This window comes from Streptomyces zaomyceticus, from assembly GCF_014656215.1.
Taxonomy (GTDB): Bacteria; Actinomycetota; Actinomycetes; order Streptomycetales; family Streptomycetaceae; genus Streptomyces; species Streptomyces zaomyceticus.
On sequence record NZ_BNBZ01000005.1, the window covers coordinates 55,848 to 71,761 of the forward strand.

Genomic DNA, 15,914 nt, shown 5'->3' on the forward strand with positions numbered 1-15,914 from the left:
GGAGCGGGCGCCCGACGGTGGGCCGCCCTGGGCACCGCCGTGCTCGCCCTCGGGCTGCTGCTGGAAGCCGGGACCCCGAACGCGACGGCACTCCCCGTGCCCCCGCGGCTCGACACGTCCCCGGGAGCGGCCGCCGACGCCCGGCAGGCGCCGACCGACCCGCCCCCGGACCGGGTGCGGGAGCCCGACCGGGATCTGGCGCCGGGCTGGCGCACCGCCGAGGACCGGGCCGTCACCCTCGTGGGGGACGCGGCCGGACTCCACGTCCTCACCGCGCGCAGCGACGAGGCGTACCGCTGGCGCGAGGCGGCGGTACTGCGCCGCGAAGGCCTGGAGACCGACCGGTGGATCGGGAACCTGTGCGTGACCGGTTCGGGAACACGTGCCTTCGTCACCTACGCGCCGAGGGAGTTCACCAACACCGAGGCGCTGTCGGAGGCCGGAGGCTTCGCGGCCGTGGTGGACCTCGACAAGGGCACCGTCCGCCATCTGCCCTTCACCTCCTCCCTCGACTACTACAGCCCCGGCTGCGGTACGGGTGAGTCGGCGGTCTTCACCCAGGCCGGCTTCACCCGGGCGGGGAAGACCCGGCTGGTGACCGTGGACGGTGCGACGGGCCGGGTGACGGGACGGGCCACGGTCGACGGGCAGATCACCTCGGCCGTGCCCACCGCCGAGGGGATCGTCGCCGCCCGGGCCGGCGAGCTCGTGCGCTTCCCCGCCCGCGGCGGACGAGCCACCGCACTGGCGAAGACCGACGGCTCGGCCTTCCGTCTCGTTCCCGACGCCCAGCAGGGGGTGCAGTTCCTCCAGGCGGACGGGGACCGGGTACGGGCGGTGCGTTGGCGCGACGGCCGGGTCGCCGAGCTGGCCCGGGGCCGGCTCGGCGAGCTCAGCCTCGTCCGCGGCGCGGCCGGCCGGGTCTTCCTCACCGGCACGCCGACCGCCACCGCCCGCACGCTGCCCGCCTCGACGCGGCGCGTGACCTCCGCCGCCGGCGAGGAGCTCTCCACACGGGGACGGCTCGCGATCACCAGCGCCCTGCCGGGCCCGCCGCCCGGGAAGGCCGCCGAGAGCACCTCCGGCGGCGCCCCGGATCCCGCGCCCGACGAACCGCTGCCGGCCCGCATCACGGCCAGGGACACGACGACGGGGCGGACCCTGGAGTTCACCGTGCCGGTCGGCGGAGGCACCGACGGGGCCCCGCCCCTCGCCGCCCCGCCCGCCGCGTCCACCGGGGCCGCCCCGAAGTCCTCACCGACCGCCCCCGCCACCGGGACCGCCCCGAAGACCACACCCCCCGGCCCCACCCCGTACGGCCCGGCGGGCGGCGACGTCGAGCACTCTCCCGTCGACAGCGGCGGCCGGTGCGCCGTGGTGCGCAACGACGTCGGCACACAGGTGTACCAGCCGACCCCGAACCAGCTGGAGTGGGCGGTGGACCTGGCCGTACGCAACCTGCTGAACAACACCAACGCCCTGCGCCTCTCCGGCTGGAAGCAGGCCGGCCTGGACGCGCCCTGGTCCCCGCAGGGGCTCTTCCCCTCGCTCCCGTTGGCGGGCGCGGCAGCGGGCAAGCGGGTGCCCGCCCAGATCATGCTCGGAATCCTGGCCCAGGAGTCGAACATGTGGCAGGCCTCCAAGCACACCCTGCCGGGCCAGTACGGCAACCCCCTGATCGGCAACTACTACGGGCTGCCCCTCTACGACGCCGATCCGAACAACGACTGGGACATCAACTGGACCGACCCGAAGAAGGCCGACTGCGGATACGGCGTGGGCCAGGTGACGGACGGAATGCGGGCCGACTCCCCGGTCCACACCGCGTTCCAGAAGCGGGCCATCACGATGGACTACGCCACCAACGTCGCCCGGTCGCTGCAGATCCTGCAGGGCAAGTGGAACGAACTGCACAACCTCCCGACGCCGATGAAGGTGAACGACGACGATCCGATGCGGCTGGAGAACTGGTACCTCGCCCTGTGGAACTACAACCTGGGGTTCAACGCCCCCGGCGCCACCGAGGGCACCGACAAGTGGGGAATGGGCTGGCTGAACAACCCGGCCAACCCGAAGTACCCGGCCGACCGCAGACCGTTCCTCGACAACAACCACTACGCGGACGCCGCCAGACCCCAGAACTGGCCGTACCAGGAGAAGGTCCTCGGCTGGGCCGCCTGGCCCATCGACACGGGCCGCTCGTACAACGACTCAGGTGTCCAGGACAACGGGAACACCCATGGCTACCAGGCCGCCTGGTGGTCGACCGCCGGTGACCGGAGCACGCTGATCGCACCCCGCCTCGCCCTGTGTTCCCCCTCGGTCAACAACTGCGATCCCGACGCCGTCCCGGACTGCCCCGACGAGGCCTGCTACCGACAGCTGTGGTGGACCGGGTCGATCTCCTGGAAGGACTGCTCGATCAGCTGCGGCAACGAGACGATGACCTACAAGACCAAACTCACCGAACCCGGCGACGGACAGGTCAAGATCGCCCCCGCGTGCGGCACGGCGGGGCTGCCGGCGGGTGCGCGGATCGTGGACGACGTGCCGACCGGCTCCCCGGTCTACAACTGCACCAGGAACTGGACCTCTTCGGGCGAGTTCACCTTCACCTTCGAACGCGATCCGGCGATCAACGCCTTCCCCGCCCGTATCGACCTGCACCAGCTGGGCAACACCGGTTTCGGCAGCCACACCTGGTTCAGCCACACCCGTGAGAAGGGGACCCAGAAGGCGGAGCGGCTGAACATCACGGGCACCTGGCGGCTGGACGCGCCCACCGACGCGTGGACCAGGATCATGGTCCACATGCCGAGCAGCGCGGCCTTCACCCAGCAGGCCAGATACGAGGTGGACCTGCCCGACGGCCGCACCAAGGAACGTGTCGTCCCCACCCGTCACCGCGCCAACACCTGGGTCAACCTGGGAGTCTTCGACCTCCGCGGGGACTTCGCGCCGACGGTGCGCCTCTCGACACGGACGAAGGACGGAACCGGGGACGACGACATCGCCTGGGACGCGATGGCCTTCGTACCCCTGCCCGGAAAACCGAAGGACTTCGTCGTGTCCCTCGGCGACTCCTACGCGTCCGGCGAGGGCGCGGAGGACTACACCGTCGTCAGTGACAACAACTACGGCAACCGTGACTGGAACGCCTGCCACCGCAGCAGGCACGCCTGGCCGCGGAAGATGTCCCTGCCCGGCACCGCCACACCCGTCGGGCAGCGCGCGGACGCGGCCGACCCCTCACTCGACTTCGCGTTCCTCGCCTGCTCGGGAGCGCGGTCGACGGAGCTGCTCACCGACGACGCCGGCGGCTACTGGACCCGGGACGGCTGGAAGTTCGACGCCGCGGCCCCCGAGGGGCAGTTCAGGGAGGTCGCCCAGCTCAACTCCGGCTTTCTGGACGAGAACACCACCCTGGTGACGCTCAGCGTCGGCGGCAACGACGCCGGGTTCGCCGACGTCCTGCGGACCTGTGCGACGACGAAATGCCCGTCGAGCGAATCGGTCCAGGCGGGGATCGAGAAGGCCTTCTGCGACACCCTGTCGACGAGCTGCGCACAGGCCGGTCCGGCATCGGTCATCCGCGCGATCCACGCGAAGGCGAGGAACGCGGTGATCGTCCTCGTCGGCTACCCGCACGTGGTCAAACCCACCGCGGACAGCTGCCGCAAGGTGTTCCTGAGCGACTTCGACATCACCACGCTGTCGGAGGGCGCGAACTACATGGCCATGAGCCACTTCTCCGTGGCCACGTACCTCAGGGACGAGGAGCGGATCCCCGTCGCGTTCGTCGACGTCAGATCCGCGTTCGAGGGCCATCGTCTGTGCGAGAGCGACGAATGGCTCAACGGGATCGTCCTCGCCCCGCAGAGCGAGGGCGACTTCGACAGCGGCGCCGCCTGCATCGACCCCCGCGTCGTCGATCCGTTCTGCGTCAGCCGCGAGTCCTTCCATCCGCTCAAGGCGGGCACGACCGGCTATGCCCAGGCGGTGACCACGGGCCTGGCCGACATCTTCTGACCCACTGACCCACTGCCCCACTGACCCTCTGACCCTCTGACCCGCCGACCCGCCGTCTCCACGGCGGCGGTCCGCTTCTCCACCGCGGCGACCCCGGCTCGACGGCCGGAGGGGCCCGGGCTCACGGAGCCCGGGCCCTGCCCTCGTCCTCCCCGGGAACCGTGCCCTCACGGACCAGCCGGAGCCGGCGCCGGGCAGGACGCGACCGGGGTGACGGAGTCAGCGCGCGCCAGGTCGACCGTCGAGGTCACGCCGTTCACCTTGAGCACGACCGTTCCGCGAGCGGCCGACGTCGGCGTGCCGCACAGCGTCGTACCGCCCTGCCGGATCAGGAGCTGCGGCGGGTCCTTCGGCGGCGCGTACCAGGTCACTCCGACCGCGGCCGCGAGCAGAGCCGTACACAGGCAGGTCAGCGTGATGCCGATCCGCAGCGAGCGGGCACTGGCCAGGGTCTCGTCGTGGTCCTCGACGGAGAACGGGCGTACGGCTCCGCCGGGCGACGCGACGACCCGTGCCGCCGAGGGCCGGCCGTGGGCCGCCCGCAGCAGCGCGAGAACCCCCCACGCACCGACGACCAGGGCGCCGAGCAGCAGCAGGCCCGCGACCACGGCCCAGTTCGAGGCGATCTGCCCGACGTCGTTGCGGCCCTTGATCAGGCTGAACCCGATCAGCCCCGCCAGGACCGCGCCGAGCCCGTTCCGCCAGGCCAGTGCCGCCTCGCGGACCCGGCCGAGCTCCGTGGCCAGGGCCCGTCGGACCGACCGGGCATGACGCAGCTGGGCGGGGGTCGGTGCGGGCCCCGCCCGAAGTCCGCCGGTGGGCCCGGTCACGTGCCCGCCTCCGCCGCCAGCACGAGGCTCCAGTACGCGCCGCAGCCCGCCTCGCCCTCCGGGGCGCCCGGGTACTCCACGTCCTCGACGGTGCAGAAGACCACCACCGGCGGGGAGGCGGATGCCGGTGCGGAGGCCCCCGGGGTCGGGGTGCGGAAGATCCGCTCCACGACGGGGAACTCCATCGGGTGCCCGCAGCGCGGGCACGGCCCCGACAGCACCACCGCGCCGGCGAAGTCCTCCCGCAGGAACGTGGCCGCCGCCCGCTGCGCGTACGACGGCTCCGTCACCCGCAGATAGGGCAGGGGCACGGGCCCCTGCGGGATCGGGGGAGTGGTCATCGGCGGTCTCCTGTCCTGCGGTTCCGAGTGATGTCCTCGACGGCGACCGCGCCGTCCTCGGCGCGCCCCGTATAGGTGAACGCACCCCAGTCGCGCAGCGCCCCGAACGGCCGGGAGGACAACCCCCCGGTCGACGGCGGGGGTACGGCGACGGGGCCGCGCAGCACCCGGAGCCGTCGGACCAGCGCGGCCGGCGGCAGATTCCGCAGGGCGGTCTGCGCGGCGCGCAATGCCTCCGCGGGTGCCGCCCCCGCCGCCCACCGCCCGGCGAAGTCCGTCATCACCAGGCAGGCGGCGAGATCGTCCACGGGCCAGGCGGCCGACACCACGCCACCGGCACCCGCGCCGATCAGAGTGCCGGGCAGCCCCACCACCTCGTCGGGCAGCTCCCGCCCCGTCACCGACGTGGCACAGGCGGAGAGCATCACGAGATCGAGCTCGCCGCGGACCTCCAGCAGGTCCCGCACGGTGAGCCGGGCACCGCCGGCCAGGACGAGCGCCGAGTCGAGCGGATCCGCCGCGTCGGTCTCCGCGTGGCAGGCGAAGTGGACGACACCGCCGCCCGCGAGCCAGGCCAGGACCCGCTCGGGCGTCGCCTCCTCGTCCACCAGGACCAGAGACGTGTCGAACAGGGCGGCGACCGCCCGCACCTCCCGCTCGGCGTAGGCCAGTTCCCGCAGGCCCGTGCCGCGACCCACCGCCACGCCCAGGCAGCGGGAGGCGCGGCGCCCGCTCCGGGCCGGCAGGACGGTCATCGCCGGGGCGAAGGCGACCGCGTGGGCGTCGAGCAGGAAACCCGGCGGCGCGCCGCCGGGTGCTTCGTACGCCGTCTGCCACGGGAGGGAGACGAGTTCCCCGACCGGCACCAGGGTGAAGGGGGTGCCAGGCGGGGGCACCACCCCTGCGAGGACGTGCTCCCAGGCCCACCGGGCGAAACGCTCCAGCGGGCCGTCTGTGCCGTCTGTGCCGTCCGTGGCGTCCGGGCCGATCTCCGCCAGGAGCGTGTGCCATCGGGCCGCCGAATCCTCCCCGAGCCCCGGGAGCCCCGTCGCGCGGACGGCACCGTCGCGCACGGTGAACGCCACGCCGGTGTCCGCACCCGGCACCAGGTACACCACCGGTCCGGCGGCCGGGACGAGGGCAGCCGAGGCGCCCGTCCGGGCCGCCGCCTCGGTGTCCGCACCGGCTCCGGCTCCGGCCCCCGCGTCCGCCATCCGCAGCCGCTCGGCGAGCAGCAGCGCGCGGGTCCGCTCCAGTCTGACGACCGCGCCCTCGGCGTCACCGCCCCGCCAGGACGCGAGGGCGACGGCGGCCGGCAGTCCGCGTGAGGTGCGCAGCCAGGTCTCCTTGGCCGAACGGTGCCCCTGCCCGGCCACGAGTCGGCCCACCGCCTCCTCGGCCAGGTCGAAGGCGGCGACGGCCTCGGACCACCGCCCCCTCCGGGCCTCCCACGCCCCCCACTCCATCGCCCCTTCGGCGGCGGCTGCCGGATGACGTTCCCGGGCCGTCTCGTACGCCTCCCGGTAGTGGTCCCGCGCCGCCCGAGCGTCCTCGGAGGCGCCGGTGAGGTCGTGCCGTACGCGGGCGAGACCGGCGAGCGCGAACACGCACGACACCCGGGCCCGGGCCTCCGGTTCGGTGTCCCGGAGGGCCGTCGTGGCATGGCCGATGGCCTCGTCCACCGGCGCGGGCCGACCGGAGAACTCGCCCTGGGCGCCCAGGGCGAGGGCGAGTCCGAGCCGTGCGTCGGCGGCCGGTCCGGAGGTCGGCGGCAGCAGGGTGAGAGCCTCGCGCTGGGCCGCCACGGCCCGCGAGAGCACCGCCGGGTCCGAGGTCGCCTCGAAGCGCGCCTGCAGGGCGTGGCCGAGATTGATCAGTACGGCTCCCCGTTCGGCAGGCTCCGCGGGCAGGGCCGCCGCCGTGGTCAGGCGCTCGACGGCCTCGTCCAGGTCGTCGGGGACACCGCGCCGGTCGTAGCGCTGGTGCAGGGCGACCCCCAGTCCGCTGTGCGCGCCCACCGTGTGCGGCGTCACCGGGTTTCGGGTGTCGACGGCCTCGCGCCAGTGCTCGACGGCCTCGTCGAGATCGGTCATACGGCCCCGGGCCAGGAACCGTTCGTAGAGACCGACGGCCAGGTTCGTCACCGTTCGGGGCCGGTCGGGGGCCCCGCCGGGATCCTCCAGGACCCGGCGCAGCAGGGCCACCGCGCGGTCGAGGGCGAGGGGGTCGGAGGTCAGCGGACCCAGCCGTACGAGCGCACTGGCCCAGGCGTCCCAGAACGAGGTGGCGAGCCGCCCCGTCTCCGGCACGTGCGGAGCCACGGCCTCCAGGGTGCGGCAGGCCTCGACGAGTTCGGCGAGGTCACCGCCGAGTGCGTGCAGCGCGACACGGGCCTCGGCTTCGGCAGCACCCGCGGTGACCGAGAGAGCGGCCTTCGCCGCGGTGTCCGTCCTCGCCCCGGACGCCAGGAGCACCGCGCGATCGAGAAGTCGGGCGCCGTCGGCGGCGCCGGGCGCGCACTCGCGCAGGATCACGGCGAGATTGACGGCGGCCCCCGCCCGCGCCGGAGACGCGGCCGGCAGCCCGTCCACCGCCCGCTCCATGGCGGACCTGGCCTCGTCCAGATCCTCGCGCGCCCCGGTCATGCGGTACCGCTCGAATCGGGCGAGCCCCAGGTTGACCGCGTGTGCGGCGGGATGCTCCATCACCGCGAGGGGACACGAGGGATCGAGCAGGCCGATCACCCTGTCGAGGTCCGCCACCGACTTCGTCCACTGCGCCCGGGTCAGGAGAGTGCGTGCGAGCCCCTTCTCCGGGGCCGCGCGGAGCGCCGGATCCTCCCCGGCGAGGTGCAGCGCCTGGTTCGAGCGGCGGAGGGAATCCTCCAGCAGGTCCGTGTCGTGGGCGAGTTCGGACCGTTCGCGCAGGCTTTCGGCGAGGACGTCGAGGACGAAGATCCGGGTGTCGAGGTCCTCCGGATCGATGTCCCCGTCACCGGCCGCCGACAGTTCCGCCTCGATGACGCGGCTCGCCGTGACCAGGTCCTCCCGACCGCCCGTCGCCGTGAACCGGTCGACGAGACAGCGCCCGATGTGCCCGGCGATGAGCAGTCCGGGCCAGGAGCCCTCGTCGACCTTGTCGATCGCTTCCTCCAGGAGCGGCAACGCCTCCTGGATGTCGCCGAGTTCGCCCTGCGCGAGGAAGCGTGAGTGCAGCGCGTTCGCGAGCCGGAAGAGCGCGTCGGGCCACTCGTCGGACTCCTCGTCGAGCTCGCCCACGGCCTGGCGGAAGTGATGGACCGCGCTGTCGCGGTCCCCGAGCCGCTCGCAGACCGCCCCCACCAGCGCGTACCAGAGCTGACGGTCCTCCTCCTCGGAGAGCTCCGGGGGCGGCCCGACGGCCGCCCGATCGCGTACCGGGCCGAGTATGCGCCGCGTCAGCTCCCGACTCGGTACCGGAAGCTCCATCAACTCCGCCAAGGACAGGGCACCTTCGACCACTCGACTGCTCCCCCGGGATGCGGCTCCATGACGGGGCAGACCGGCGCTCCGTGCTGCCCCCGCGCGCCGAGCCTGTCCATGATCTCGGCGACGAAACGTCGGGGCGGGCTCGGGCGGCGGAGGGATGCCCGGTCGGTGGACGGGGCGTGGCGTCGGCGGAACGGCCTACGGTCGCGCTGCCGGCGGTGCTGCCTCCGCCGGATGTGCCGGCACGGCCGCCCGAAGGTCTTCGGCGGCTTCGGCGGCGCTGTACGACGACGCGAAGGTGAAGGCGCGCGGGGACGGCCCGTGTGCCCGGAGGTCCGCGAGTCGTTCCAGGGCCTCGGTCACGGTCGGGATGTGCCCGGCGGGGATCCACCAGAGCACCAGGTGGGCCTCGACGTGCCGTTCGAACCATTCGCGCCGCCGCCGCATCACCTCCAGGTGGCCGCTGCGGTACGCGAAGTCCCACAGGGCTTCCTGGTTCTCCCACACCGACAGGTTGACGATGACGTTCTCACCCGCGGGGCGCAGGCCGGTCGCGTCGGCCTCACCCTCCTCCACCAGCCGCCATACGAAGCCGGGCGTGCCGTCGGCGGCGGCGTTGACCGGGTCGAGCATCTCGACGAACGGAGCGATGCGCGGGTCGTCGAAGGGGTGGAGGAGCGTGGCGACGTTGAGCTGGGCCAGGTGCGCGGCGGGATGCGGGGATGCGGTCATGGCCTCATCCCAGCACGGGCCGGTTTTCTATGTCAATCATCATTGTTTTTAGAAGCATCGACCACCACGCAACACTCCCCGGGCCGGGCGTCCATACGGGCGCGTACGGGGCCGTCCGTGCCGAGCAGCCCCTCCAGGAGTGCCAGATTCATGCCGCACACGAGCGGCGGGAAGCGCTCGGCGACGGCGTGGAAGGGGCAGTTGCGCATACGGACGACACGCGCGGCCGCCCCGGCGGAGTCCGCGTCCTCGGGGCCCCCGATGTCCTCCAGGTGCGGTTCGTAGCCGCGGGCGGCCAGCATCTTCATGGCCTCTTCGAGGTCTCCGCAGGGCGCCGCCGAGCCCCGCAGCGACTCGCCCCGGCGGCGCGCGGCAGCGCAGAGGCCGGCGTCGAGCCCGGCCTGCTCGGCGGCCTCGGCGAGCAGCTCGGCGGCGGTGCGGTAGTCGCGGGCGGGCAGGGACACCGACCGCTCGGCCTTCGTCCTCGTGTACACCTTGGCGGGACGGCCCGCCCCCGGCCCCGAGCGGCCCGTCAGCCGGCGGCTGCCGCTCTCCAGGAGCCCGGCCTCGGTCAGTCTGTCCAGATGGTGCGCGGCGAGCGTGCGCGCGACCCCGGTCGCCTCGGCGGCCTCGTTGCGGCCGACCTCGCGGCCCTGGGCGGCCACGTACTCGTACAGGCGGCGCCGCACCGGATCCTGCAGCATGGCGATCGCTTCGATGTGCTCCATCCGGTCATTCTAGGAACAACGTGGATTGGAGATAGAAGGTCGGCCTTTTCGAGGCCCCCCGGGCGCGCCCGTGCCGTCGGGCGGCGTCCGCGCCGTCAGGCGGCGTCCGCGAGGAGGCGCTCCAGCGGGCGCGGCACGCGTGCGGGTTCGAGGTCCTCCACGAGGGCCCGTGCGTACTGTGCCTTCCGGCCGCTGTGCGTGCCCAGGAAGCGCCGCAGCTGCTGTTCCACGGTGCGCTCCCGCTGGGCGGGCTGCTTCTGGAAGGTGCGGAACGCGCGCAGCTCACCCTGCTCGTCGACGACCCGCTGAACGGAGTCGGTGCCGAGCGCGCGGATCAGCTCGTCCTCGAGATCCGCCTCGCAGACGTGGAAGGTGCCGAAGCCGAGCCCCGCCTGTTCGAGGCTGCGCCGGAAGTGGGGCTCCTCGCGGATGTCGACGAGACCCGCCAGCCGGAGCCCGAGGCCCTGCGGGCCGAAGAGGACGACGAACTTCCCGATGCTCGTCGCGCCGCCCAGGGGCACGACGGCGACCCCTTCCGCGGCGAGGTCCCGGCCTCGGCGGGCGGCGAGCGCGTCGACGGCGGCCACGTCGCTGACGCCTTCCACGAGGACGACCGTGCTCAGCCCACCGGCCAGCTCCCGCGCCGTCGGAGCGGCGTGCGTTCCACCGGCCGCCCACTCGACTGCCGCCCGAACGAAGCGTCTTGTGTCATCCGCGGTCATGAAGGCGTCTCTCGGGGAGGGGCGGGCGATGAACGGCGGTGCTGCCCACGCTCGTCGCGGCGCGCGGATCGCGGGAGAAGGCCGGGCGCCATCACCCGGAACGCGCCCGCCGTGATCCATGCTCCCCTCGCGACGGAACCCGGACAAGCGATTTACGCCCGGATTCCGGGGCCCGGACGTGGGAAGGGCCTCCCGGTGGTCGTTCCGGGAGGCCCTTCTCGGGTGGGCGGCGCGGCTGCTCCGTACCGGAGCGGCGCGGCCGATCGCTACGGCAGCACGTACGTACCGCACTTGATGGCGACCCAGGCGCGGGTGCCGCCGTTGTTCACCGGCAGCCAGGTGTTGTAGGAGCTGCCGCCGGTGGTGCAGGTGTAGCTGCTGCCCGTGATGACTCCCGTGCAGCTGGAGATCCAGCAGGGGATCGAGTCGTGGCCGCTCGAACCGGCGCAGCTGCCGTTGCGGTTGTAGAGCGTGCGCACGATCGCGGAGGACGTCGTCGCGTTCGCCCGCACGTTCAGCTTGCAGTACACCTGCGTCGGCGCGGCGTAGCCGCCCGCGGCGGCGGGCGCGGCGGTGGCGGTACCCGCCGCGCCCAACAGGGCGAGCAGCATTCCGGAGACGAGGGCCAGGAAGCGCAGAGCACGCATGGCTGAGTCCTTTCACGTCGAGCGCGCTTCCCCGGACCGGTCGATGAACACGGCGAAGCCACGCCGACCTCCCCCGATGAGAGGTCAAGATCAACATTATGAGGGGGTGTGGAACCGCGACGGCCCGGCAGGGGTCGGCAACCTTGCCGAAAAGGCCCACTCGTCCCACGCCCGAACAGTGGCGCGGCCCGGACACCCCCTACGACAGGACCGCCACCACAGGAAACGGCCGGACACTCCAGCCCGCGCGTCCCGCCGCCCGCACGCTCGTGAGTGCCGCCTGTACCTCGCCCGCGAGTGCGATCGGGTCGCCCGTCGGCGTCGTCGGGTAGGGCACGCGGCCGCGGGCCCACGCGTCGTCCCGCGCGAACCAGTCCTGGGCGACCGGCGCGGTGCCGTGCACCAGGGCGGTGTCGAGGCTCGCGAAGTAGGCGGCCCAGCGCGGCGCGTACACGTCCTGTACCAGTCCGGACCACTCACGGTTGGCGTAGTCGTGCAGGCCGGCCGACTCGCTCGGTCCCCGATCGGCCCACGTGGTGAGGATCGAGCGGGCGTCGTACTCCAGCCGGTCGCTCTCCGCCGCGTCGCCGCCCCACGCGCGTGCGTCGGCGAGCCAGGGCCCGACGAGGAACCGCCGGTCGGAGGCGACCAGCCGCCCGAGCAGCTTCTCGTCCGCGCCCCACTCCCGTACCAGCGCCCGGAAGCCGTCGAGGTTCCTGGCCTCGTACGCGGTCTTGATACGGGGCAGCAGGACCCGGGCGCGGTTCGTGAGCGCCTGTCGTGCCACGTCCACGAGGTCGAAGCGGTACGCGTCCGTGGCCCGCAGTTCCGGCGCCACCCGCAGCAGTTCCGTGAGGGCCCGCTCGACCGTGGCGCCGTCGTACCGCATCTCCTTCGGGCTCCACCGCGCGGCGGTGGCCGCCGTCAGGCTCGGCCGGGCGGCGAAGAGGCTGTCCTGCGGCTCGCTCCAGGTGCCGGACCGCATGCTGTACGGGCCGAGGCGCAGCTCCTCCCAGGCAGCGGCCGCATGCGGGTCCGCACCGCCGTAGCGCCGGGCGGCGTACGAGGCGAACCAGCTCTTCTGGTCGATGGGGCCCGGCTGCCAGGCGAGTTCGGTGAAGAGGTCGAAGGCGGCGGGGTTCCCGCCGGTGCCCTCGGGGAGGTAGGCGATACCGCGCAGCGCGCTGTCCGGCTCGGCGAGCAGGCTGGGGAAGCGGCTCACCCACGCGCCGGTGTTCGCGCCCAGACTGGTGTGGCCGCCGAAGTTGGGGATCGTGCCGAAGGCGTACGGCGTGCCGCCCCATGCCGTCTCGCGGTCGAGCCCGTCGTAACGGTCGGAGAGGCCGTCGACGATCAGCACCCGACGGCGGTCGACGCCGTTCAGGAGCTGCGGGGTCGGGTTGAGCTGCCAGCCGAGCATGACCCAGGTGGCACCGGGACGCGCGGTCTCCAGGGCCCGCTGGACGGCTCCCGCGGCCGCGGTGACGTCGACGCTTCCCGGCGACCCGCCCTCGTGCAGCAGGTCCATCTTGAACATGTCGCTGTTCCCGAACCGCTCCCGCTGGTGACGGTAGTAGGCCTCCGCGAGCCGGGGGAAGACCGGTCCGGTCGGATCCAGCCAGTCGGGCCGGTCGAAGCCCACCCATCGCCCCTGCGGGACGGTGACCGCGTCCCGGTTCCGCGCGGTGAAGTCCGGTGGCACCGTGCCGAAGAAGCCCGGCAGCACGGGTGTCATCCCCAGCGAACGGAGGTGCTGTGCGATCCGGCCGCCCAGCGCCGCGCGCTCCTCGATCAAACGCTCGGAGACCGGCCCGCCGAACCGCGACAGGTTCTGCAGCAGCCACCAGCCCTGATGGGCCGGCGCGGGGATCCAGTCGCGCAGTTCCGCGGCGCTGTAGCCGAACTCCTGGAGCGCCCGGTAGTACGGGTACTCGGCCCCCGTCGGGACGAAGACCTCGTTGACGCCGTGCAGGGCCATCAGGTCGATCTGATGCCGGTAGGCGGTGAAGTCCCGGTAGGAGCCGGAGTATCCCTCGTCGGTGTCGTTGAGGGCGTAGCGGTGGGGTACGGCCGCCGACCGCGTGATGGTCCCGGTGACCGCCGGGAGCGTCTCCGGCAGCCGCTCGACACTGCTGCCGGGCCATCCGATGTCGACCCCGGCGACCCGCTCCAGGTACCAGCCGACGCCGGTGAGGAGAGTGGCCGGCGAGGTGCCCCGTACCACGATCGACCCGGCCCCGCCCGTGACGGAGAAGTGGTCGCCCGAGGCGGCCTTCTCGACGGCGACCAGCGTGAACTGCGCCGACCGGGAGGGCAGCAGGCGATTCAGGCTCGCCCGGGCGGGCGCCGGATCGAAGGCGTCGGACGGGGCGAGGGCCGCCGCGGGGGTGAGGACGGCAGAGGGGCCGAGGGCTGCCGAAGGAAGAACGGGAGCAGGGGGTGGTGCGGCCGCGGAGGCGGTGGTGCCCGGAAGCGACGGCAGCCCGGGCGCGGCCGCCGCCACGGCGGCGAGCACCATGGCGGCGAGGACGGTCCGGCGGCGCGGGCCGAGAACGGTACGAGGGCGGGGCGGGAGGACGGTACGGCATCGAACGATCGGGCGGCGGCCCATATGGCTCCCTGCTCGGAGGAGGAGAACGCTGCATGCGGAAGACGGGTCAGATGTCCGGGGTGCGTTCGGTGACCCGCGTCCCCGGGTGGGCCAGCGAGCACAGGAACGCCACGGCCAGGGCGATCGCCATGCCGTAGAACACCCACTGGTTGGCCTCCGCGAAATCCATCCGGATCGCGTCCCCGGCCCCTTGCAGGGCCTTCGCCACCGGCCCGTCACCGGAGGGCCCCTGACCGTCCGGGTGACCGGTGACCGCCTCGGCGACCTTCTCCGCGGTGGCCGATGCCTCGGCCGGGGGCAGCCCGCGGTCCTGGAGCGTGGCGGTGATGCGGTCCGTGGAGACGTGGGACAGCAGGGTGCTGAAGACGGCCATGCCGATGGCGGCCGCGTAGTTGCGGACCGTCTGGGTGATCCCCGTGACCTCGCCGTACGAGGCGCCGATGGCCCGGTTGACGGCGTCGGTGGAGGCCGGCGCGAGCAGGAAGCCGATGCCGGCGCCCGCCATGGCCGCGTACGGCCACTGGTCGTGCATCGACAGATCGGTCATCTTCTGCGCCCAGAGGTAGAACCCGACCGCGCCGAGCGCGCAGCCGAGCTTCATGGCCGGGCGGGCGCCGCGCTTGTCGAGGATCCGTCCGCCCCACTGGGAGGCGAGGCCGAAGCCGATGAAGAAGTACAGCAGGAAGAGCGCGGCCTGGTTCGGGGAGGCGCTGAGCGACACCTGGGCGTACACGGACGAGAAGAAGAACACCGGCACGAAGGCGAGCATCGCGAAGAACAGCACGAGGTTGTCGACGGTGAAGGCGCGGTCCCGGAAGACGTCGAAGTCGATCAGCGGGTGGGTGGTGCGCCGCTCGTAGCCGAAGAACAGCACCAGGACGAGCAGGCCGCCGACGACGCAGGCCCAGGTCGCGACGCTGCCCCAGCCCCAGGACGAGGCCTGCTGGAAGCCCAGCACGCTCAGGCCCATGCCGACGGCGACCAGCGCGGCTCCGACGACGTCCAGCCGCTCGGAGCGGCGGCTCTCGGGGATCCGGGCGAGCACGGCGAGCACGATGGCGACGACGGCCACCGGCACGTTGACCCAGAAGATCGCCCGCCATGTCCACGCGGTCAGCCAGCCGCCGAGCAGGGGCCCGACGGCGGTGAGGGCGCCGGAGAGTCCGAAGAACAGCGCGAGGGCGCGACCGCGCCGGTCGACGGGGAAGACGGCGATGACGACGGCCAGCGCCGCCGGGAACATCAGGGCCGCCCCGAGACCCTGGGTGGCGCGGAAGACGATCAGCCAGGTCTGTGCGAGGTCGCCGGAGGGCACACAGCCGCAGAGCACCGAGGAGATGACGAAGACCAGGGTGCCGATCAGCATGACGCGGCGATGCCCGAAGAGGTCGGAGAGCCGGCCGCCGAGCGCGAAGAACGCGGCGAGGGAGAGCAGGTACGCGTTGACGACCCACTGCATGCCGGAGGCGGTCAGACCGAGCTCGGCGGTGATGTTCGGGGCGGCGATCGAGACGATGGTCTGGTCGATGAAGGTCATCGACACCGCGAAGAGCATGGCCGTGAGCGCCAGCTTCTGGCGGGGCGCCTCGCTGACGGCGGCCGCGGTCGGCGCGGGGGGTGGGGAAGTACCTGCCATGTACGGATGATCGTCCCGGGGCACCGTGCGTGCATGTCGGCGCCGCCGCCCGGGCGGCGGCGGCGCCGGATGGGTGAACCGTCGGGGTGTGGTGCCTCCGAGTGGGCGGTGTCTCCGTTCGATGGCGGTGCCCGGGCGCGTATCCGGTGCCCGGGGGACGGCTCAGGTGCC

Annotated in this window: 10 protein-coding genes; 1 reads left to right on the forward strand and 9 read right to left on the reverse strand. The window is 73.2% G+C overall.

The window, feature by feature from the left end:
• The first annotated feature begins 39 nt into the window (after positions 1–39).
• Positions 40–4,029: a golvesin C-terminal-like domain-containing protein gene (locus tag IE311_RS37070; protein ID WP_189831091.1), complete on the forward strand. Its 3,990-nt coding sequence runs from the start codon at positions 40–42 to the stop codon at positions 4,027–4,029.
• A 167-nt stretch (positions 4,030–4,196) separates the two neighbouring features.
• Here IE311_RS37070 and IE311_RS09155 read toward each other — a convergent pair whose 3' ends face one another.
• The 9 genes from IE311_RS09155 to IE311_RS09195 all read right to left on the reverse strand — a co-directional run bounded on the left by IE311_RS09155 (position 4,197) and on the right by IE311_RS09195 (position 15,743).
• Positions 4,197–4,859 carry a hypothetical protein gene (locus IE311_RS09155; RefSeq protein WP_189831092.1) on the reverse strand — a complete coding sequence of 221 codons (663 nt, stop codon included), beginning with the start codon at positions 4,857–4,859 and terminating at the stop codon, positions 4,197–4,199.
• Complete coding sequence (locus IE311_RS09160) at positions 4,856–5,200, reverse strand: hypothetical protein (RefSeq protein WP_189831093.1); 345 nt, start codon at positions 5,198–5,200, stop codon at positions 4,856–4,858. The genes IE311_RS09155 and IE311_RS09160 overlap by 4 nt, the downstream gene beginning before the upstream one ends.
• Complete coding sequence (locus IE311_RS09165) at positions 5,197–8,679, reverse strand: CHAT domain-containing protein (RefSeq protein WP_189831094.1); 3,483 nt, start codon at positions 8,677–8,679, stop codon at positions 5,197–5,199. Before IE311_RS09165 ends, IE311_RS09160 begins: the two co-directional genes overlap by 4 nt.
• Positions 8,680–8,865: 186 nt before the next feature.
• The gene (locus tag IE311_RS09170) at positions 8,866–9,399 is read right to left on the reverse strand and encodes a DUF3291 domain-containing protein (protein WP_189831095.1); all 534 of its coding nucleotides are present in this window, start codon (positions 9,397–9,399) and stop codon (positions 8,866–8,868) included.
• Positions 9,400–9,431: 32 nt separating this feature from the next.
• Complete coding sequence (locus tag IE311_RS09175; RefSeq protein ID WP_189831096.1) at positions 9,432–10,127, reverse strand: helix-turn-helix transcriptional regulator; 696 nt, start codon at positions 10,125–10,127, stop codon at positions 9,432–9,434.
• Between the two features lie 95 nt (positions 10,128–10,222).
• On the reverse strand, positions 10,223–10,849 hold the full coding sequence (locus IE311_RS09180) for a TOPRIM nucleotidyl transferase/hydrolase domain-containing protein (RefSeq protein ID WP_189831097.1): 627 nt from the start codon (positions 10,847–10,849) through the stop codon (positions 10,223–10,225).
• Between the two features lie 266 nt (positions 10,850–11,115).
• Positions 11,116–11,496 carry a hypothetical protein gene (locus IE311_RS09185; protein ID WP_189831098.1) on the reverse strand — a complete coding sequence of 127 codons (381 nt, stop codon included), beginning with the start codon at positions 11,494–11,496 and terminating at the stop codon, positions 11,116–11,118.
• Positions 11,497–11,695: 199 nt separating this feature from the next.
• Positions 11,696–14,107, reverse strand: coding sequence for an alpha-N-acetylglucosaminidase (locus IE311_RS09190; protein ID WP_229901805.1), 2,412 nt, complete (start codon positions 14,105–14,107; stop codon positions 11,696–11,698).
• A 46-nt stretch (positions 14,108–14,153) separates the two neighbouring features.
• Positions 14,154–15,743, reverse strand: a complete 1,590-nt coding sequence (locus tag IE311_RS09195; RefSeq protein WP_189831099.1) for an MFS transporter — start codon at positions 15,741–15,743, stop codon at positions 14,154–14,156.
• Positions 15,744–15,914: the final 171 nt, after the last annotated feature.